The following is a 19,666-nucleotide window of genomic DNA, read 5'->3' as shown; positions in this document are numbered from 1 at the left end:
GGCTGGCATCGGAAATTCGTGCCACAATTGAAGACAAGGAGTGACTAGTTCACTGCCGACAACAGATTTTCCTTAAAGCACTTAGGAGGCCAACAGTGGCTGAGATCATGCACGTTTTCGCTCGTGAAATCATGGATTCCCGTGGCAACCCAACCGTCGAAGCAGAGGTCATCCTCGATGACATGGCACACGGCCAGGCAGGTGTTCCATCTGGTGCATCCACCGGTGCTCACGAGGCTCACGAACTGCGTGATGGCGGCGACCGCTACCAGGGCAAGGGTGTCCTGAAGGCTGTTGAGGCTGTCAACGAAGAGATCGCTGACGAACTCGCTGCCTTCGAGGCTGACGACCAGCGCGCCATCGACCAGGCCATGATCGACCTCGACGGCACCCCAAACAAGTCCCGTCTCGGCGCAAACGCAATCCTCGGCGTCTCCATGGCAGTTGCTAAGGCTGCAGCTGACTCCGCTGGCCTGCCACTGTTCCGCTACATCGGCGGCCCTAACGCACACGTCCTGCCAGTACCAATGATGAACATCCTCAACGGTGGCGCACACGCTGACTCCGGCGTTGACGTCCAGGAGTTCATGATCGCCCCAATCGGTGCCGAGACCTTCGCAGAGGCACTCCGTATGGGCGCTGAGGTGTACCACACCCTCAAGTCCGTCATCAAGGAAAAGGGCCTGTCCACCGGCCTCGGCGACGAAGGCGGCTTCGCTCCTTCCGTTGAGTCCACCAAGGCTGCACTTGACCTCATCGTTGAGGCAATCGAGAAGGCTGGCTACAAGGTCGGCGAAGATGTCGCCCTGGCACTCGACGTTGCATCCTCCGAGTTCTTCAAGGACGGCAAGTACCACTTCGAGGGTGGCGAGCACACCGCTGAGGAGATGGCAAAGGTCTACGAGCAGCTCATCGCCGAGTACCCAATCGTCTCCATCGAGGACCCACTGCAGGAAGACGACTGGGAGGGCTACGTCGCCCTCACCGCTGCCATCGGCGACAAGGTTCAGATCGTTGGCGACGACTTCTTCGTCACCAACCCTGAGCGCCTGGCCAAGGGCATCGAGATGAAGGCAGCTAACGCTCTGCTGGTGAAGGTCAACCAGATCGGCACCCTGACCGAGACCTTCGACGCAGTCGAGCTCGCTCACCGCAACGGCTACCGCACCATGATGTCCCACCGCTCCGGCGAGACCGAGGACACCACCATTGCTGACCTCGCAGTTGCACTCAACTGTGGCCAGATCAAGACCGGTGCACCAGCTCGTTCCGAGCGCGTTGCCAAGTACAACCAGCTCCTCCGCATCGAGCAGATGCTCGGCGAGGCTGCTGTATACGCAGGTCGCTCCGCATTCCCTCGCTTCAAGTAAGCGCTAGCTAGACATTTAAGCCCGGCCCCGTTGGGGTTGGGCTTTTTGCTTTTGATGGAGGCGATGTCGAATCTGCACCCTGGTAGGCCTGTTTTGGGTTGCTTTGGAGCGTTTGGAGGGGGCAGATTTGGCTGCCGGGAGGAATTTGCACCCTGGTAGGCCTGTTTCAAGCCACCTAAGCCCGTTTGGAGGGCGCAGATTTGGCAGCCGGGAGGAATTTGCACCCTGGTAGGCCTGTTTCCAGCCACCTAAGCCCGTTTGGAGGGTGCAGATTTGGCTGCCGGGAAGAATTTGCACCCTGGTAGGCCTGTTTCAAGCCACCTAAGCCCGTTTGGAGGGGGGGCAGATTTGGCTGCCACCAAGCATCAACTTCCTCGAAGCATCAGTTCAAAACACAAAACCTGCCACCCGATGTAGCGTGGCCCCAAAACTTGTGTGGCGCAAGGGGTTAAAGTAGTTAAGCAATGGCACTGACATCAAAGAGCTCGAAGAATCGCGTCCCGGTGAAAAACCGCCGGTCGAACGTGAAAGTTTCGTCTGCCAATTTTCCGAATCTGAAGAATGCTCGGGTAGGAACTGTTGAGCTGATTGTGCTCGCGGTAGTTTTCATCGTGTTGCTGCTGTCTATTGCGCTTCCGCTACGTAATTACTTCGAGCAGCGCAATGAGATCAAGGAAGTCAATCAGGCGATTGCTCAGAAGCAGCAGCGCAAAGAAGAGCTGTTGGGCGAGCTTGATCGGTATAAGAACAAGGCGTATTTGAACGAGCAGGCGCGTAACCGTTTGGGTGTAATCGCGCCTGGAGAGGTGCCGTTCCGCATCCTTGATCCAGGGATGAGCAAGGAAGATTCCCTCACCACTAAGTCGACGGAGACTACGCAGGAGCCACAGGCGTGGTACGACACCATGTGGGGAGCGGTGGTTTCGCCGGTCCAAGAGGTTGAGGAAACGCCACAAACTCCTGAAATGAAGCTGCCAGTGGAGCCGGCTCCTCCCCAGCCATGACACAATAGCTTCATGACTGTATCTGAAGCTCAACTTGCAGCCGTCGCCGAGCAGCTCGGTAGGGAACCTCGCGGTGTCGTTGAAATCTCTTACACGACGCCGGATGGTCAGCCTGCCGTCGTGAAGACGCGCCCGCGACTCGAGGATGGCACTCCCTTCCCAACGCTTTACTACTTGACGGAGCCGCGTCTGACGGCTGAAGCTTCACGACTCGAAGTCGCCCACGTGATGAAGTGGATGCAGGAGCGCCTCGCCCAGGATGAGGAACTGCAGGAGGATTACCGCCAGGCCCACGAGCATTTCCTCGCGGAGCGAAACAAAATGGAAGACCTGGGCACCGAGTTTTCCGGAGGCGGAATGCCTGATCGCGTCAAGTGCCTGCACGTTTTGATGGCGTACGCACTGGCAGAAGGCCCGGACCGCGTGCGATTCGGAACTGAAGCAGTTGCGATGGCTGCCGAGCACGCTCACCTGCGTGGCACCGCGATCCCGGAGGATTGGCCGACCTGCGAGCAGCTCGGAATCGACCTCGCTAACTTTGATTTCACCCACGCGGAGGTCAAGTAGATGGCGCGCGTTGCTGCCGTCGACTGCGGCACGAACTCGATCCGTTTGTTGGTATCTGACTACTCTGACGGCGAGTTCACGGACATCTACCGTGGCATGAAGATCGTGCGCCTCGGCCAGGGCGTTGACGCCACGGGACGGATCTCCGATGATGCGATCGTTCGTGCACGCGTCGCGCTTGCGGAATTCGTGGAAATTATGAAGCGTGAAGGTGTAGTCGCACTGCGTATGGTCGCTACCTCGGCTACCCGTGATGCTGCGAACCGCCAAGACTTCATCGACATGACCGCTGAATTGCTCGGCGAGGTCATCCCCGGTGCCAAAGCCGAGGAGATCAGTGGGGAAGAGGAGGCGCAGCTGTCCTTCCGTGGCGCTGTCGCTGACCTCCCCGCTTCCTGCGAAACCGTATGCGTCATAGACCTAGGTGGCGGGTCAACGGAATTCGTCGTCGGCAAGCGCGACGGCACCATCCTTGGAGCGCACTCGGCGCAGATGGGCTGCGTGCGCCTCACCGAACGCATCATGACCTCCGACCCCGCGACCCCAGAGCAGGTGCAGGCGGCGCGCGAGTACGTTGCTGAGCGCCTTATCGACGTCCAAGCCAACGTCCCCATCGCCGCAGCCGATACGTTCGTGGGAGTTGCCGGCACATTCACCACGATCTCGGCGATCGCACAAGGTCTGGAAACCTACGACCCATCCCACATCCATGGCTCGGAGCTGCGCTTGGAAGCCTCACGAGTGCTGACCAGCTCGCTCATCGCAAACTCTGCAGCTGAGCGTGCAGCGCACCCGGTCATGCACCCTGGGCGTGCCGACGTCATCGGCGGAGGATCCGTAGTCGTTGAGGGGATCATGGACATGATTTCCGACCTCACCGACGTGCGAACCCTCATCATTTCCGAAAAAGACATCCTCGACGGCATCGTCGCAGGGCTAGTGGCACCCTAATTAATTGCCACGCCCTAGAGTCGATTACTCTAGTTGGGTAACTCTTGGATCGAGCGCTTAAGCTCCTGGGGGTTACGCCAGCCCCTATAGCCCAATTGGCAGAGGCAGTGGACTTAAAATCCATTCAGTGTCGGTTCGAGTCCGACTGGGGGCACAACTATTTGCCTAGTTAAAGGCACCTCTATGGCACCTTGATATGGGCCACTGCAGCGCAGAGTTCTGGGTCTGTGATGTATCCCTTATCGCACCCGTCTTTTGCTTGGATTTCGCCACTCGAAGGGTTGCGATTTCCGTATTCGTCATGGCCATAGCCACAAATTGCGGCCGGGCAAGTGCCGCCGTCTGCATACGGGATGGTGGCTGGGTTGGGGAGGCCTGCATTGCTTTCAGCCTCGGCGTATGCGGCGCCGCCACGAGTTTCCCAGCACCACTGACTGTGGCGCATCGTACCGTCAGACCATCGAGCAGGACCTGGGACACCTTCGAGGCATTCGACAACGTATGGTTCTTGCTGCGCAACAGGTACCGCCTGCTCTACAGAGCTCGATGTCTGGACGGTCTCGGGTGCTGCGCTGGTTGTGGATTCCGAGGCCGAAGGAGTTGTTGTAGCTGAAGATTCAGCGCTCGATGAGGTCACAGTGACCGTAGTTGGTGCTGGCTGTGAATCAGTGCTGCTGCAGCCCACGAGGAGCAGGGGGAGTGCTGCGACAGACCAAAGTCGTTTCATGTCGGGATCCGTTCGTAGATGTACCGCTTTGACTCGGCAATGAAAATTAGATTTCAAGGAGTTAATTTATCGGCGATTGAGATGCTACTTAGCTGAACAAACATACCCTAGATTGGTAGAGGTTCTGAAGCACGTTTCTGCCCCCCTGAAAGTCCCCCTTTTGCCTACGTCTAACGGATTGATCGACCAGTGGAATGCTAAAAGTGCGAAGCGCTTGCTGGCACTGGCTTTTCTGAAATCTGGAAGCCACGGGCGATCAGGTTCCAGCGGATCCGGTTTTGTTTGCGTAGGGCTTCATTGAGGAAGAAGGCGTCGATGAGCGACCATATGAGGCCGAGGCCGGTGAGTAGGGTGAGTGCTGCGATAGCGAGACCGATTGACGTGTGGCCCATGTAAAAGCGGTGTCCACCGAAGCCTCCAAGGAAGAACCATAGGGTCCAAGCTATCCAGCCTTTGAGGCGGTCTTTTTCGTAAACTTCGTACGCTGCTGCGCGGGTCTCTAGGCTCATGACACATTCTCCTTATTTCTGTTGATGAAAAGAATATGTTGAAGTGATAGTTCCCGCTCGTTAAAGAAAATTCCCGTGCGGGAACTTTCTTGCTACCAACTGCGTTGTATTAATCGAGTGCTCCGCTCATGCGGAGTGACGACTTTGAAAGAATTAGTGTGAAAGGACTGGGTTAAGTGCGAAGCAGCAACCCTGTTTTTAGTTCCCTGACCAAGACCAAGACTGCAGCTGGCCAGCAGTACGGCCAGGCCGGTTATGGCCAGTACGGCCAGAATAACTATGGACAGGCTGGCTACGGCGCCCCTTATGGCACGCCGATGGGTGGCGTTGCACCTGCTGGTGACCGCGCCCTGACTGTTGACGATGTCATTTCCAAGACCAGCATCGTCTTGGGCATCATCGCCGTGCTCGCCGCTGCGGTTTACGGAATCGGCCTGTTTGTTTCCCCAATGATCGCTTTCGTAGCAATGATGGTGGGCATGATCGGTGGGCTGGTAACCGTACTGATCGCAACTTTTGGCAAGAAGTGGGGTTCCGCTCCGCTTACTATTTCCTACGCGGTTTTTGAGGGACTGTTCGTCGGTGGCCTCACCCTCATGTTCGCTGGCACCAACGCTGGCATGGTTGGCCAAGCTGTGTTGGCTACGATCGGTGTGTTCGTTGGCATGCTGTGGGTCTACAAGGCTGGCGTCATCCGCGTGACCCCGAAGTTCACCCGCTTCATGACCGCCGCCCTCGTGGGTGTCCTGTTCCTCTCCCTGGGCAACCTCGTCTCCGCGATCTTCTTCGACTTCAACCCGCTGCGTGGCGACGGCCCAATGGCGATTGGCTTCTCCCTCATCTGCATCGTGCTCGCATCCCTGAGCTTCCTGCAGGACTTCGATGCTGCTGACCAGATGGTTCGCGCTGGCGCTCCTGCCAAGATGGCGTGGGGTATCGCTCTCGGCCTGGCAGTGACCCTAGTGTGGCTGTACACCGAGATCCTGCGCCTGCTGTCCATCCTGCGCGACTAATCGTTCCCTTGAAACACCAATGGCCCCTCCTCGTGAGGGGCCATTTTCGTCTTAGGGATAAGCGAGCTCTTCATCAACATAAAGGTCAGTGAAAGATTCACCCACTGGTGACTCCAGGACCACGCTCACCTGGCGAGGCTCATCAAAAGGGGAGTGTAGCGTCCCGGAACCCCGCGCACCTTCCTCATCCCAGGACTCCCACGTGATGTCTTCGAGGCGGGATACGTCGTGAATACAGTCCAAGGACAGCCTGCTTGGCTGGACGGTAGGGGTGCCGAAACAATCAATGTAGCCAGGCTTTGCGACGGCTGTCGCAGTCACCTCAACTGCCGTGTCAATCTTCTTGTCGGAATCATTCTCCAACGAGGGGCTGCAAGCAGAAAGTGCCACCGCGGATGACACAACCGCGATGGCACGAAGCCACGTATGCACGAGGAATTAGTTCTTCTCAGCGCGCAGGCGAGTAGCCTTTTCAGAGTTGTAAGGCTCAGCAGAAACCAGGGTCACGGAGATGGTTGCGCCGTTTGGAGCCTGGTATTCGCGGGTCTCGCCTTCCTTAGCGCCGAGGATGCAGGCGCCCAGTGGAGACTGCTCGGAGTAGGTCTCCAGGTCTGGGTTCTCGGAAGCAGCGGCGCGGGTACCGATCAGGAAGGTTTCCTTCTCGTTCTTGTCGCCGTTGTAGTAGACGTGAACAACGGAACCGACGTGGGCGACGCCCTCTTCGATGCCTGCGCGCTCGGTGGTGGAGTTAGCGAGGATCTCGGAGATCTGCTTGATGCGGGCCTCTTCCTGGTCCTGCATTTCACGAGCTGCGTCGTAGCCCGCGTTCTCCTTGAGGTCGCCTTCTTCGCGACGCTCATTAATTTCAGCTGCCACCACTGGGCGGTGCGCGATAAGAGCGTTCAGCTCTTCTTCCAGCTTTGCCTTGGTTTCCGGAGTGATGTACTGCTTGTTCTCAGCCATGGTGGAAGCCCCTTCTTAAGATTCGTTAGTGCCCGAATTTTAGCACAGCGGATTACTGCGCCAGGTGGGCAGGTAGTTTGCTAGAACACCCGTATACCTTGCCAGCCACTGGCACATCGCGCGACGGGATGTCTACTTCAAAGCGCTGCGTCGAAGCACCGCCAGGTTCAATGACGAATTCGCGTCGACCGACTTCAGCTTTGTCGTAGTTCATCGAGGTAATGATGCAGTAGGCCTGCTTCTCCGGGTCGTCCCGAGAAACGTCGACCTTCACGCGGAGGGTTTGGTCGTCGACAAGCTCGTAACCCGCGGTGGTGGCGGAGACGTCGACGGCGTTGATCTTCTGGAAGTACTGGAATGCCACCACTGCCAGGGCGATGACGAAGAGCACTGCGCCGATCGCAATGATGGGGCCAACCACGCCACGCTTGGTCGGTTCGCCGTACGTCGCGGAAGGAGTAGCCATGAATACCTCACTTGAGAAGAAAAACGTCGATGCCTCACATAAGGATACAGGCGGACTTGGCGATTCTTAACCTCGCAGGACTACGATGAAAGCGGACACGGCCACAAAGGAAGATGAAGGACGAACGCTTAGTGAGTGCGCTCAGGTTAATTGCTATCCATGCCCACCCCGACGACGAAGCCAGCAAGGGTGCCGCAACGATGGCGCGCTACGCGGCTGAAGGTCACGAAGTGATGGTCGTAACCTGTACTGGTGGTGAACGTGGAAGCATCCTGAACCCCGCCATGGAAAAGCCGGGCATCCTCGAAAACCTGCCAGCAGTGCGAAGGGAGGAAATGGCCGCCTCGATGAAGGCCCTGGGCACGCAGCACCGCTGGCTCGGTTACGTTGACTCCGGCCTTCCCGAGGGCGAGCCGCTGCCACCGCTGCCGGAAGGCTGCTTCGCGCTCGCCGACACCGACACCGTCGTGCAAGAAATAGTGCAGATCCTGCGTGAATTCCGCCCACACGTCATCATCACCTACGACGAAAACGGTGGCTACCCGCATCCCGACCACCTTAAGGTCCACGAGGTTTCCATGCTTGCCTGGGAAAAGTCCGGCGATGCAAACTACCACCCTGGACTCGGCGAACCCTGGGAACCGCTCAAGCTGTACTACACCCACGGCTTCATCCGTCAGCGCATGCAAATGTTCCACGACCTCCTCATCGCCGACGGAAAACCAAGCCCATATACCCCGTTCCTCGAACGCTGGGAAGCACACAAGGGTGACATCATGCTGCGGGTCACCACGCAGGTGCTTTGCGACGACTATTTTGAGCAGCGCGACCGCGCGCTGCTCGCGCACGCCACGCAAATTGACCCAGCAGGAACCTTCTTTGGCACCCCGATTGACGTGCAGCGTAAGCTGTGGCCAACAGAGGAATTCGAATTGGCGCAAACCCGCGTCAAGACGTCTATCCCGGAAGACGACCTGTTCGCAGGAATTGACTAAGGAGTAACCCTCGTGGACCTTCTCATCATGGCGCAGCAGCAGAGCACGCCACTTGGCCCCGAATTCGGCAAAGCCTCACCAATCGGCCTCCTGATCATCGTGGCGCTACTCGTCGTAGTGATCTACCTCGGCTGGGCGTTTTCCCGCAGGCAGCGTCGACTCGTGCGTCGCCAGGCATTTGCCGAAGCGCGTGGCCTCAACGTCTTCGATGAGAAAGCCATCGACGAGGCCATGGCAGCCGAAGGTCTGCTCGGAAGCGACAAAAAGCACTGGATCTGACAACCATAGTTGTTCCTAGGCGTGCCACCCCGTAACCTACCTTCGTATTGAATCACTGTTTCGATTGGGGGTTGTGATGGGACGGCATGCGCAGAGGAATCATTCGCCCCGACTGTCGCATTTGGGCATCGGGGTATTTTTGCTGTTTTGTGCAGTAGCGACGCTAATAGGGCTCGTAAGTCTCTGGCCGTCAGACGCAAAACCTCAGATCAGCGAAACATTCAGCAATTCTTCAGTGCTTGCGATGCCTCGGGTAGAAGCCAAAGTAATTTCCTCAGAACCTGGTATCTGTGACAGCCCGTCCTACAACATCGCCTTTGACGGTGAGCCAATGACCGCAATCAATAGGGGTGAGCTGTGTCCACGTGCCGTGTTGAATATCAAAACAGGTGAAAACGCGGGTAAAAACACCTTGATCAAGACAGACGGCTTCGAATTGCATGCCGGTCAAGAGGTATACCTGACGGAAACACCTGGACCGAACGGAACACTCATCTACGCATTTGCTGATTTTGGTCGCTCTACTTCGTTGATGTGGTGGGCAATTGGGATCGTTGCCGTTATTGTCGCTGTGGCAACGTTGCGCGGTTTCTTGGCACTATTGGGACTTGCAGTCACATTCGTAGCTGTTGCCGGGTTCCTGATTCCCGGCCTATTGCAGGGAGAATCGCCAGTAGCCCTAGCGCTAACCTGCGGCTCAGCGATCTTGTTTGTGACGCTGTTTTTGGTTCATGGCGTCAATTGGAAGACGGCTTCCGCGCTGTGCGGAACCTTGACCGCCGTCGGCTTGGCTGCTGCCACCTCGCAGTGGGCCATTAACAGCTTGCATTTGCAAGGGCTTGGAAACGAAGAGAATCTACTTATTCAGCTCTATTTGCCACAGCTTTCAGTTCGCGGTCTCATGCTGTGCGGATTCATTATTGGCGCTTTGGGAGTGCTCAATGACGTCACTATCGCACAAGCCTCCACAGTGCAGGAGATCTACGATTCTGCTCCGCAATCGTCCGTCTACGAAGTCTTCCGAGCTGCAATGCGCGTCGGGAAAGACCACATTGCATCAATGGTGTATACGCTGGTCCTTTCGTATACCGGTGCCGCCTTGCCGATGTTGCTTTTGCTACATATTGCAGGACGCCCATTGGTGCACACGCTGACAGGTGATCTGATGGCCACGGAGTTGATGAGGTCCGGGGTTGGAGCTCTAGCGCTGGTCTGCGCAGTACCGATAACCACAGCAATTGCCGCCTTTGCCGTGCGCAATACCCCTGAACAGGGTACAGCCCTCCCGTAATGTGGTACAGTTCGTCCCATGTTCATGTGGCGATTTTATTTTGACCAGGCTTGCGGGAGATTAACCGCACGACCTGCGTTGTCGTGATCGCCACCTGAATTTTCTCTCGCAAGCCTAAGCAGTCCCGCTTTTCTGACGAAAAGCACCGGGGCTGCTTTTTTGTTTCCCTTTTTAAGAATTTTGAAAGGCCCGAATAGATGAGTTCCCCGGTTTCTTTGGTCAATGCGGCGTCGACAAGCAATAGGCGCGTGGTTGCGTTCCATGATCTGCCGACGCCAGAGGCGCTGCTCGCGCGCCTGCCACTGGCGGCCGAGATGGCTGCGAAGGTGGAGAAGGATAGGCAAGAGATCGCGGATATTTTCGCAGGTGAGGACGATCGTCTGGTAGTTGTGGTGGGGCCGTGTTCGGTGCATGATCCGCAGGCGGCGTTGGATTACGCGTGTCGATTGGCTCCGTTGGCACAGCGCCTGAGTGAGGAATTGAAGGTTGTGATGCGGGTGTACTTCGAGAAGCCTCGCACCACGGTGGGCTGGAAGGGCCTGATCAATGATCCACACTTGGACGGCTCTTTCGACATCGCGCATGGCCTGGAGGTTGCTCGAAATGTTGTGCTGGAAGTAGTTGATACTGGTTTGCCGGTCGGTTGCGAGTTCCTTGAGCCTAATAGCCCGCAGTACTACGCAGATGCTGTGGCGTGGGGTGCTATCGGTGCGCGCACTACTGAGTCTCAGGTGCACCGCCAATTGGCCTCTGGTTTGTCGATGCCGATCGGATTCAAGAACGGCACGGATGGCAGTGTTCAGGTAGCGGTGGACGCGGTTGAGGCGGCGTCGCACCCGCACTTCTTCTTCGGAACTTCCGACGACGGTCGGTCGGCTGTAGTTGAGACCGCTGGTAATGACAATTGCCACATTATTCTGCGCGGTGGAAGCAAGGGGCCAAATTACAGTCCCGAGGATGTCAGCGCTGCCCTCGAGCGCAATGGCGGGCGCAGCATCATGATTGACGCCTCGCATGCAAACTCGGGTAAAGATGATCGCCGGCAACTCGAAGTAATTCGGGAAATCGCAGCTCAGATTGCTGAGGGGCAGCACAAGATCGCTGGCATCATGATCGAGTCCTTCCTGGTTGCCGGCGCGCAAAAGCTGGATCCGGAGAAGCTGCGTCGCAATGGGGGAGAGGGCCTGGTGTACGGCCAATCAGTGACCGATAAGTGCATCGGTATTGATGACACCGTCGACCTTCTCGCCGAGCTTGCCGCAGCGGTGCGTGCCCGTCGCGCTGCTAGGTCGCTAGACTAAGTGATGTGAAAATTCTGCCGAGTTTGCTGTACCCGTTGTACGAGAATCACCTGCGACGGGAGCTGAAAGGGCGCAAGCAGCCCAAGCACGTAGCCATCATGTGCGATGGCAACCGTCGTTGGGCTCGGCAAGCTGGTTTTACCGACGTCAGTCACGGGCACCGCGTTGGCGCGAAGAAGATCGGTGAAATGGTCGGCTGGTGCCGGGACACTGACGTTGAATTGGTCACTGTGTACCTGCTCTCGACAGAAAACCTGGGCAGGGAAAGCAGCGAACTGCAACTGCTGTTCGACATCATCAGTGACGTCGTCGAGGAGCTCGCAGCGCCGGGGCTGAACTGTCGGGTCCGACTCGTTGGGCACCTTGATTTGCTGCCGGAGCACGTTTCCCAGCGCCTTCGCCAAGCAGCGGAGGGCACGGAGAACAACAGCGGCGTTGCTGTGAACGTTGCTGTGGGCTATGGCGGCCGTCAAGAAATCGTCGATGCGGTCCACGACTTCATCACCGAAGAGATCGCCGCTGGCACCGACCCGCACCAACTTGCCGACAAAGTGTCCGTCGAGTCCATTTCCCAGCACCTGTACACCTCCGGCCAGCCTGATCCCGATCTGGTGATTCGCACCAGTGGCGAGCAGCGTCTTTCCGGCTTCCTGCTGTGGCAAGCCGCCTACTCCGAAATCTGGTTCACCGACACCTATTGGCCGGCCTTCCGCCGCATCGATTTTCTTCGTGCGCTGCGTGACTATTCTTCGCGCAGCCGACGTTTTGGAAAGTAGCCTGTCATGTCTCTCGCTGTCCTCTACAACTCCACCTATGGCTCCACCGAGCGCTACGCCCGCGAATTTGCGCAGCGCCACGGCGTCCAAGCTCAGGAGCTCGCTCAGGTTGACCTCGCGCCAGAAGTCACAGACATCGTGGTCTTTTCGCCGAACTATGCAGGCCAGGTCAGTGGCGCGAAGTGGTTAGCAGGGCAGGAGCTCGCAGGAAAACGTTCAGCGCTGGCCATCGTGGGCATGACGCTTATCGACGAAGCTCGCGCAAAAGATGGCGTCGCAGGAGCCCTCGGGGACAAAGCAGATCAGATCACCCGCTTTTATCTGCCGGGCTGCCTGGCGTACTCCAAGCTCAGTCGCGTTCATAAGGCCACGATGTGGACTATGAACAAGATGTTGAAGGCAAAGAAGGACCGCAGCGAGAACGAAGAAGCAATGCTGCGGGGCTACAACACTGATGAGGACCGCGTAGATTTTGCGGAACTCGATGCCATCGATCGGTGGCTGAACGCTTAGATCTTGCGCATGCGCACGCGTTCCACTTCGTGGTTGACGTCCTTGAACAGTTGCAGGGAGGCCCTCACTCGGGTGGGGAGAATGTTTTCCACCAGGTTGGGTAGGTTCACCGACTGCCAAATTTCGCGGGCTTCGGCGCGGGCTATGTCGTCGTTAAGCGTGGCGTAGTGGGAGAAGTGCGCGCCGGGCTTGTTGAAGGACACCTCGCGAAGTTTGAGAAAGCGCTCGATGTACCAGCGTTCGATGTGTTCGGTGCGGGCGTGAACGTACACGCTGAAGTCGAAGAGGTCGGAGACCATGAGGGTCGGACCGGTTTGGAGTACGTTGAGCCCCTCGAGAATGAGGATGTCGGGTTTGTCGACGACCACGTATTCGCCGGGGACGCGGTCGTACAGAGTGTGCGAGTAGACCGGGGCTTTGACCTCGCGTTTCCCGGACTTGACGTCGGTGACAAAACGCATGAGTGCCCGTTGGTCGTAGCTTTCCGGGAAACCCTTGCGATTCATGATGCGGCGTCGGTGCAGCTCCTCGCTGGGGAAGAGGAAACCGTCGGTGGTGACCAGGTCAACGCGAGGGCTGGATTCCCAGCGCTGGAGAAGAACCTGCAGGAGACGCGCAGTGGTGGATTTACCTACGGCCACCGATCCCGCGATGCCAATGATGAATGGCACGTTTTCCGCAGGAGACTTGAGGAAGGTCTCCGTTGCCGCCATGAGCCCCTTGCGGGCCTTTACCTGCAGATAGATCAGGCGGGATAGCGGAAGGTAGACTTCCTCGACCTCTTTAAGGTCAATGCTTTCGCCGAGACCACGGAGCTTGACCACTTCGTCGTTTGTGAGCACCTGGGGCATGTTGTTGCGGAGGCTGCGCCATTCAGCTCGATCAAATTCGAGGAAAGGGCTGCCGTCCATTGACCTAGGTAACCTAGACATAAAGACCATTGTGCACCCTTTTGGGGTGGATTGTGAAATCCAACACCCAAGGATTCGGGCAGGGGGATAGGTCATTTCCGAGTGAAACAAAACTCCGTTAAGCTGGGTGGCACATCCGAATAATATCTCCCCCCGAGGAAAGGCTCAGTGGCTCCGCTATGACCTCTGTTTCCGAAAACGTGATGACTCAATCCCTCGATCAACTCGACCCTGATGTGCACGCTGCCATTGCTGCCGAGCTTGGCCGCCAGCGCGACACCCTGGAGATGATCGCCTCCGAAAACTTCGTGCCACGTGCAGTGCTGCAGGCACAGGGCTCCGTACTCACCAACAAGTACGCCGAGGGCTACCCAGGTCGCCGCTACTACGGTGGCTGTGAGCATGTCGACGTCATCGAGGACCTTGCGCGGGGTCGTGCGAAGGAAGTCTTTGGAGCAGAATTCGCAAACGTCCAGCCACACGCTGGCGCTCAGGCCAACGCAGCCGTCCTGATGTCCCTGGCTAACCCTGGCGACAAGATCATGGGCCTTTCCCTGGCTCACGGTGGTCACCTCACCCACGGCATGAAGCTGAACTTCTCCGGCAAGCTCTACGACGTCGTCGCATACGGCGTTGATGATGAGACCATGCGCGTCGATATGGATCAGGTCCGCGAGCTCGCGCTGAAGGAGAAGCCACAGGTCATCATCGGTGGTTGGTCTGCATACCCTCGCCACCTCGACTTCGAGGCATTCCGTTCCATCGCCGATGAAGTCGGCGCAAAGCTGTGGGTCGACATGGCTCACTTCGCAGGCCTTGTTGCTGCTGGCCTGCACCCATCCCCAGTGCCACACTCTGACGTTGTGTCCACCACCGTGCACAAGACCCTCGGTGGCCCACGCTCCGGCATGATCCTGGCTAAGCAGGAGTACGCAAAGGCCATCAACTCCGCCGTATTCCCAGGTCAGCAGGGTGGCCCTCTGATGCACGCGGTTGCGGCAAAGGCTATCGCTATGAAGATCGCCGGCTCTGACATCTTCAAGGAGCGCCAGCAGCGCACTCTGGACGGTGCGAAGATCATCGCAGAGCGCCTGACCGGCGCTGACTGCAAGGCAGCTGGCGTCGACGTCTTGACCGGTGGCACGGACGTCCACCTCGTGCTCGTTGACCTGCGCAACTCCCAGATGGACGGCCAGCAGGCTGAGGACCTCCTCCACGAAGTCGGCATCACCGTTAACCGCAACGCTGTGCCAAACGATCCTCGTCCACCAATGGTCACCTCCGGCCTGCGCATCGGTACCCCTGCGCTGGCAACCCGTGGCTTCGACGCTGCAGCTTTCACCGAGGTCGCAGACATCATCGGCACCGCTCTCGCAGCTGGCCAGTCCGCCGATGTGGCTGCCCTGCGTGGCCGCGTGGCAAAGCTCGCCGAGCAGTACCCACTGTACGAGGGCCTGGAAGAGTGGAAGCTCTTCTAATTTCGACCTAGAAAATCCCGGCTCCTGTCACTGTGAACAGGGGCCGGGATTTTGCATATGCGTCTGCGGAAGTTGGTCGTAAAGAGTTGGTCGTAAAACCGGCAAAATGGGCACGTTATGACGTGAATTTAAGTGGTTTTACGACCAAGTTGCTACGACGAATGATCGTAGCGATAAGACTTCGCAAACTAGCTGGCGTCAGATTCCGCAGTCTTGGTCTCGCGCTGCTCTGCCAAAGTAGTGCGAGCCTTGCGCAGCCACTCCGGTTGGTCAGCGAGCAACTCCTTGATCTCCGCGGTGGTCAGTGGCTTGTCCATGTCGTTGTTCTTCAGCGCCGTGATCGTGATGCCAAGCTTGCGGGCAACCTCCGGGCGAGGGTGTGGTCCCTCGCGACGCAGCTCCTGGAGCCACTCAGGTGGGTTGGTCTGCAGCTCCACGAACTCCGCGTGCGTCAGAGCATTGTTTTGGAAGGACTCTGGGGTGGCCGGCAAGTAAATGCCAAGCTTCTTGGCTGCGGTTGCCGGCTTCATGGCGGTTGCGGATGGTTCACGGTTCATACCTGTCACGGTAGCATTTAGCGCATGACCAACGCACAGCCACTTGCCATCGCCTTCATCAAAGGCACCGCCCCGTCAAAGTGGTTTGATCGCTTCAATGAGCGCACCGAGTACCCCGACCTCATCACGATGGAGTCCGACGACGCTTTCGGCGCGCTTCTCGACGGCCGTTGCACCGCAGCCCTCATCCGCCTGCCGGAATCCCGGCTCAGCGATGACTTTCACAAGGTCGACCTGTATGAGGAGCAGCCGGGCATTTGCGTTCCGAAGGATAACGAGCTGACTCTGCTGGAGAAGATCTCCCGTGCAGATATCGCCGAAGAGATCATTAACTATGAGCCAGGGGAGACCGTTGACATCCAGGCTGTGCGCGACAACGTTCAGGTGGTGGCCGCAAACGTGGGCGTAGTAATCGCGCCTCGCCCGTTGCTGCGCAGTATCAGCTCCAAACAAACGGAGCACCGCGAGTTCACCGATGGCGTACCGACCCAAATTTCTCTCGTGTGGCGCAAGGACGATGACAGCCAGATGATCCAAGACTTCGTGGGGATCACCAAGGGAAGGACAGTCAACAGTTCTCGTCAGGCTGCTCCAGCAAAGAAGAAGCCGGCGAAAAAGAAATCCGTGCCGAAGCCGAAACAGAAGTCGGTAGCGAAAAAGAGGGCAAGCAGGGGCCGTCGATAAGCGTGGGGCGGATGGGACGAACGTTTACCGAGCATTCATCTCACAACCATGTAACTTAAACCTTCGCGGGTTAGCCTGAGGGGGACCGGTCAGTGGGGAAGCTGACTGGCCACCACCTTCCGGTAGCTGGTACCGGCGATGCCGGCAGGGGTGCCGAAACCGCATGTCACAGCCCGCGCGGGTACCCGGCGGGAGGTGAAGGGAGCCTTCGACGCTATGCGAGAGAACGTCGCAACCACGACCATCGATCCAGCTCGCGATGGACACCAGCCCACCCCAACACGGACGTACGTAATCGATACGTCCGTTTTGCTTTCTGACCCCTGGGCCTTAAGAAAGTTCGCCGAACATCACGTTGTCCTGCCACTCGTGGTGGTGAGCGAATTGGAGGGCAAGCGACACCACCCAGAACTGGGCTGGTTTGCTCGCGAAGCACTGCGCTACCTCGAAGACCTGCGCCAAACCTATGGTCGCCTGGACACGCCAGTGCCCGTCAACACCGACGGCGGCACTGTCCAGATCGAACTCAACCACTCCGACATGAGCGTGCTGCCCGTCGCGTTCCAAGACTCCATCAGTGACCACCGCATCCTTGCCTGTGCGCTGAACTTCCAGAAGGAAGGCCGCGACTGCGTCCTAGTGACCAAGGACATCCCACTGCGCGTCAAAGCCGGTTCTGTCGGCCTGCCCGCGGATGAATATCACGCGCAGGACGTGGTCCTTACCGGTTACTCCGGAATGGAACACGTGGATATCGACTCCACCACCATCGACGAGCTCTACCGCGACGGCGAAGTTGACCTGGCGGGCGAGCTCACCCGGCGCGGCACGGCAGTGGAAGACCTGCCGATTCACTGCGGTCTCACCCTCACCTCACCATCGCAGTCGGCGCTTGCTCGCGTGCGCCGCGACGGCTACGTGACCCTCGTTCGCGGTGACCGTCAGGCGTTTGGCGTGCAGGGACGCTCTGCGGAGCAGCGAATCGCACTCGACCTGCTGCTCGATTCCGAGGTTGGCATCATCTCCATCGGCGGTAAGGCGGGCACCGGTAAGTCCGCGCTGGCACTGTGCGCTGGACTCGAAGCTGTACTGGAGCGTGGTGAGCACAAGCGCATCGTGGTCTTCCGCCCAATTTACGCTGTTGGTGGCCAGGATCTGGGCTACCTCCCGGGTTCCGAATCCGAGAAAATGAATCCGTGGGCGCAGGCAGTGTACGACACCTTGGAGGGCCTGGTCAGCGACAACGTCATGGAAGAAGTCATGGCTCGCGACCTCATTGAGGTCCTCCCGCTGACTCACATTCGTGGTCGCTCGCTCCACGATTCCTTCGTGATCGTCGACGAAGCACAGTCTCTCGAGCGCAACGTACTGCTCACTGTCCTATCCCGTCTGGGTAAGAACTCGCGCGTGATTCTGACCCACGATGTTGCGCAGCGCGACAACCTACGCGTTGGCCGTCACGACGGCGTGCAGGCAGTGATCGAAAAGCTCAAGGGCAACGAGCTGTTTGCGCACGTTACCCTGCAGCGTTCCGAGCGCTCTCGCATCGCTGAGCTGGTCACCAGCATGCTGGAGACGAACTAGCAAATGGGGGCACAAGGCACCCCTAAGGGTTCCCCCTGACCCTGGCCGGGGGCGAGTTCTTAACGGTAGTTGCCTTCAGTTAGGTGGCGTTTGTAGGTTCATTGTTAGAAGCAAACATACTGACAGGATTTGACCTATGACCCCATTGTCTCGCCCGAAAAAACGCACAGCGATCATCGCTGGAGCCACTGCCGCTGCGCTCGTCACAGCAGGAGGTGGCGCCTACGCGATGTTCGGTTCGGGTGGGAAAGACGACATCGTCATGGCGTCTGACACCGTGCAAATCGAGCAACGCGACGTGGAAGAAAAGGTCCATGCCAGCGGTGATCTCGTTGCCCATCGCTCCACGTCCATCACCTCCCGTCTTACCGGGCCGGTGAAGAACCTCAAGGTCAAGCTGGGCGACCATGTCCAAGCTGAACAACTGCTGGCAGAAATGGACACCACGGGCCTGCAGCGCCAGCTCGAATTGGAACTAGCTAACCGCGAGGCCACTGCGACTGCTAATTCGAATGCTCTGCAGGCGGAGCAGCAGGCATATGACCAGTTGCGACAGCAATATGATCAGGGTGCGACCCCGGAGATCACCGCGGCAATTACCGCCCAACGACAGGCTGAAAGTGCACTGCACACGGCAACCCAGGCGTTTGAAAACAAGCGCAAAGATTCTGTCGCCGGGACCGATCCCGCGCTGCGGGAACAATACAAGGCCCTACAAACCGCCCGAGATGAACAACACGACGCCGCGCTCAACCTGGCGAAGGTCAACGCCGCCACGCTATTCGGGGTCGTGGTCAGCGATGTGACGGGCCCGGATGGGCTTTTCGACGCTGTCGCCACCCAAGATCGCCTGAACCGGGCGGACCGCGACCTCGCCGAAAAACAACGTGACTACGAGCAAAGCCTCGTTGAGGTCGATAGGGAATTGGCGGAACTACAAACCAAGGTGCGCGATGCCGAGGCAGCGCACTCCGATGCAGTGATCGGCACGGAATCAGCGCGACTCATCGCTTTGCATAACATCGATAAGCAGCGTGGCGCAGTGGAACGGGCACAGGCAACGGTCAACACCGGCACTGCTGCTTCTGACCTCACTGCCCAGCACCTGTCGGTTGATCTGTCCCAGGCTGAAATTCGCAGCCCACACGGCGGCGTGGTCACCGAACTGACCGCCAAGGAAGGTGCGCCCTCTGAAGGCGTCCTCATGACCGTCGCCGATGATTCTCGACTCTTGATCACCACGAAGATCAAGGAAGCTGATCGCGGCAAGATCAAGCCAGGCACAGAAGTTTCCTTCACCACGCCAAGCGACAAAGACAAGACCTTCAAGGGGCGAGTCAGCCACGTGGCAGCAGTTGCTACCAACCAAGCTGAGGAAGGCGGGAAAAGCAAGCGCGAGTTCCCCGTTGAAATCACCGTGGAGGGCGACACCGAAGGCTTGAACATCGGAGCCACGGCAAAGATCGAATTCCTGGTGAACAAGGAAGCATCGGCGCTTGCTGTGCCACGCGAATCCGTGCTCAAGTCTCCGGAAGGCTACGCCGTGATTGCGCTGGTCCCGGATGGGGACAAACACCGCGTCACAAAGATCTCCGTCACCGTGAAAGCCCAGAACGACTTCGACGCTGCCATCGCAGCGCTCGACGTGGAAGAAGGCACCAAGATCATGACTGACCCCACGAAGCATGTCGATGACGTCGATAAGCTCGTGCGTGTGAAGGGCTAGC

At 58.1% G+C, this 19,666-nt stretch carries 22 protein-coding genes and 1 tRNA gene; 16 read left to right on the top strand and 7 right to left on the bottom strand.

All coding sequences use genetic code 11. The annotated features are described in order from the left end of the window. The first annotated feature begins 95 nt into the window (after nt 1-95). From eno to WG939_RS02835, 5 genes are all read left to right on the top strand, one after another. Nucleotides 96-1,370, top strand: a complete 1,275-nt coding sequence (eno, locus tag WG939_RS02855; RefSeq protein ID WP_339982231.1) for a phosphopyruvate hydratase — start codon at nt 96-98, stop codon at nt 1,368-1,370. Between the two features lie 464 nt (nt 1,371-1,834). Next, nucleotides 1,835-2,374 (top strand): FtsB family cell division protein, encoded by a 540-nt coding sequence (locus tag WG939_RS02850; protein ID WP_339982229.1) that lies wholly within the window; start codon nt 1,835-1,837, stop codon nt 2,372-2,374. A gap of 12 nt (nt 2,375-2,386) precedes the next feature. Further along, nucleotides 2,387-2,941, top strand: coding sequence for a DUF501 domain-containing protein (locus WG939_RS02845; protein WP_339982227.1), 555 nt, complete (start codon nt 2,387-2,389; stop codon nt 2,939-2,941). Further along, a complete protein-coding gene (locus WG939_RS02840) occupies nt 2,942-3,892 on the top strand; it encodes a Ppx/GppA phosphatase family protein (RefSeq protein WP_339982225.1) in 951 nt (316 codons plus the stop codon). Between the two features lie 80 nt (nt 3,893-3,972). Continuing rightward, nucleotides 3,973-4,046 (top strand) — tRNA-Leu (locus WG939_RS02835). Between the two features lie 27 nt (nt 4,047-4,073). Here WG939_RS02835 and WG939_RS02830 read toward each other — a convergent pair. Together WG939_RS02830 and WG939_RS02825 are read right to left on the bottom strand one after the other, a co-directional pair. Next, a complete protein-coding gene (locus WG939_RS02830) occupies nt 4,074-4,619 on the bottom strand; it encodes a hypothetical protein (protein WP_339982222.1) in 546 nt (181 codons plus the stop codon). A 197-nt stretch (nt 4,620-4,816) separates the two neighbouring features. Continuing rightward, the gene (locus WG939_RS02825) at nt 4,817-5,128 is read right to left on the bottom strand and encodes a TM2 domain-containing protein (protein WP_339982220.1); all 312 of its coding nucleotides are present in this window, start codon (nt 5,126-5,128) and stop codon (nt 4,817-4,819) included. 176 nt (nt 5,129-5,304) lie between these two features. On the opposite strand from WG939_RS02825, the gene WG939_RS02820 reads away from it, so the two are divergent. Further along, nucleotides 5,305-6,141 (top strand): Bax inhibitor-1/YccA family protein, encoded by an 837-nt coding sequence (locus tag WG939_RS02820; RefSeq protein WP_339982217.1) that lies wholly within the window; start codon nt 5,305-5,307, stop codon nt 6,139-6,141. A gap of 51 nt (nt 6,142-6,192) precedes the next feature. Here WG939_RS02820 and WG939_RS02815 read toward each other — a convergent pair whose 3' ends face one another. From WG939_RS02815 to WG939_RS02805, 3 genes are read right to left on the bottom strand one after another with little or no spacing between them, the layout of a single operon-like run. Then, entirely contained in the window at nt 6,193-6,573 is a 381-nt protein-coding gene (locus WG939_RS02815; protein WP_339982214.1) for a hypothetical protein, read from the bottom strand. A gap of 6 nt (nt 6,574-6,579) precedes the next feature. Next, the gene (gene greA / locus WG939_RS02810; protein WP_339982212.1) at nt 6,580-7,104 is read right to left on the bottom strand and encodes a transcription elongation factor GreA; all 525 of its coding nucleotides are present in this window, start codon (nt 7,102-7,104) and stop codon (nt 6,580-6,582) included. A 52-nt stretch (nt 7,105-7,156) separates the two neighbouring features. After that, complete coding sequence (locus tag WG939_RS02805; protein WP_339982210.1) at nt 7,157-7,570, bottom strand: DUF4307 domain-containing protein; 414 nt, start codon at nt 7,568-7,570, stop codon at nt 7,157-7,159. Between the two features lie 131 nt (nt 7,571-7,701). Between WG939_RS02805 and mca the strand changes: the two genes are divergently transcribed. The 6 genes from mca (at nt 7,702) to WG939_RS02775 (ending at nt 12,725) form a co-directional block, all read left to right on the top strand. Then, nucleotides 7,702-8,565: a mycothiol conjugate amidase Mca gene (mca, locus tag WG939_RS02800; RefSeq protein WP_339982632.1), complete on the top strand. Its 864-nt coding sequence runs from the start codon at nt 7,702-7,704 to the stop codon at nt 8,563-8,565. A gap of 27 nt (nt 8,566-8,592) precedes the next feature. Continuing rightward, entirely contained in the window at nt 8,593-8,844 is a 252-nt protein-coding gene (locus WG939_RS02795; RefSeq protein ID WP_339982630.1) for a hypothetical protein, read from the top strand. 244 nt (nt 8,845-9,088) lie between these two features. Beyond that, nucleotides 9,089-10,135, top strand: coding sequence for a YibE/F family protein (locus WG939_RS02790; protein WP_339982208.1), 1,047 nt, complete (start codon nt 9,089-9,091; stop codon nt 10,133-10,135). 197 nt (nt 10,136-10,332) lie between these two features. After that, complete coding sequence (locus tag WG939_RS02785; RefSeq protein ID WP_339982206.1) at nt 10,333-11,436, top strand: 3-deoxy-7-phosphoheptulonate synthase; 1,104 nt, start codon at nt 10,333-10,335, stop codon at nt 11,434-11,436. A 5-nt stretch (nt 11,437-11,441) separates the two neighbouring features. Beyond that, nucleotides 11,442-12,212, top strand: coding sequence for an isoprenyl transferase (locus tag WG939_RS02780; RefSeq protein WP_339982204.1), 771 nt, complete (start codon nt 11,442-11,444; stop codon nt 12,210-12,212). 6 nt (nt 12,213-12,218) lie between these two features. Beyond that, on the top strand, nt 12,219-12,725 hold the full coding sequence (locus WG939_RS02775; protein WP_339982201.1) for a flavodoxin domain-containing protein: 507 nt from the start codon (nt 12,219-12,221) through the stop codon (nt 12,723-12,725). Here the strand turns inward: WG939_RS02775 and coaA are convergent. Further along, complete coding sequence (gene coaA / locus WG939_RS02770) at nt 12,722-13,666, bottom strand: type I pantothenate kinase (protein WP_339982199.1); 945 nt, start codon at nt 13,664-13,666, stop codon at nt 12,722-12,724. The two genes, WG939_RS02775 and coaA, sit on opposite strands and share 4 nt — an antisense overlap. A 149-nt stretch (nt 13,667-13,815) precedes the next feature. Here coaA and glyA point away from each other — a divergent pair, with 149 nt between their 5' ends. After that, nucleotides 13,816-15,114, top strand: coding sequence for a serine hydroxymethyltransferase (glyA, locus tag WG939_RS02765; RefSeq protein ID WP_339982196.1), 1,299 nt, complete (start codon nt 13,816-13,818; stop codon nt 15,112-15,114). Nucleotides 15,115-15,302: 188 nt separating this feature from the next. Here glyA and WG939_RS02760 read toward each other — a convergent pair whose 3' ends face one another. Continuing rightward, nucleotides 15,303-15,671, bottom strand: a complete 369-nt coding sequence (locus WG939_RS02760; protein ID WP_339982194.1) for a DUF5997 family protein — start codon at nt 15,669-15,671, stop codon at nt 15,303-15,305. 24 nt (nt 15,672-15,695) lie between these two features. Here WG939_RS02760 and WG939_RS02755 point away from each other — a divergent pair, with 24 nt between their 5' ends. From WG939_RS02755 to WG939_RS02745, 3 genes are all read left to right on the top strand, one after another. Then, entirely contained in the window at nt 15,696-16,355 is a 660-nt protein-coding gene (locus WG939_RS02755) for a substrate-binding domain-containing protein (RefSeq protein WP_339982191.1), read from the top strand. Nucleotides 16,356-16,571: 216 nt separating this feature from the next. Then, a complete protein-coding gene (locus WG939_RS02750; protein ID WP_339982188.1) occupies nt 16,572-17,939 on the top strand; it encodes a PhoH family protein in 1,368 nt (455 codons plus the stop codon). Nucleotides 17,940-18,075: 136 nt separating this feature from the next. Beyond that, nucleotides 18,076-19,665 carry an HlyD family efflux transporter periplasmic adaptor subunit gene (locus tag WG939_RS02745; protein WP_339982186.1) on the top strand — a complete coding sequence of 530 codons (1,590 nt, stop codon included), beginning with the start codon at nt 18,076-18,078 and terminating at the stop codon, nt 19,663-19,665. Nucleotide 19,666: the final 1 nt, after the last annotated feature.

Origin of the sequence: Corynebacterium sp. H130 (assembly GCF_037572395.1) — a bacterium.
Taxonomy (GTDB): domain Bacteria; phylum Actinomycetota; class Actinomycetes; order Mycobacteriales; family Mycobacteriaceae; genus Corynebacterium.
The sequence above is the reverse complement of the archived record's forward strand: the minus strand, read 5'-3'. Positions and strand labels throughout refer to the sequence as shown.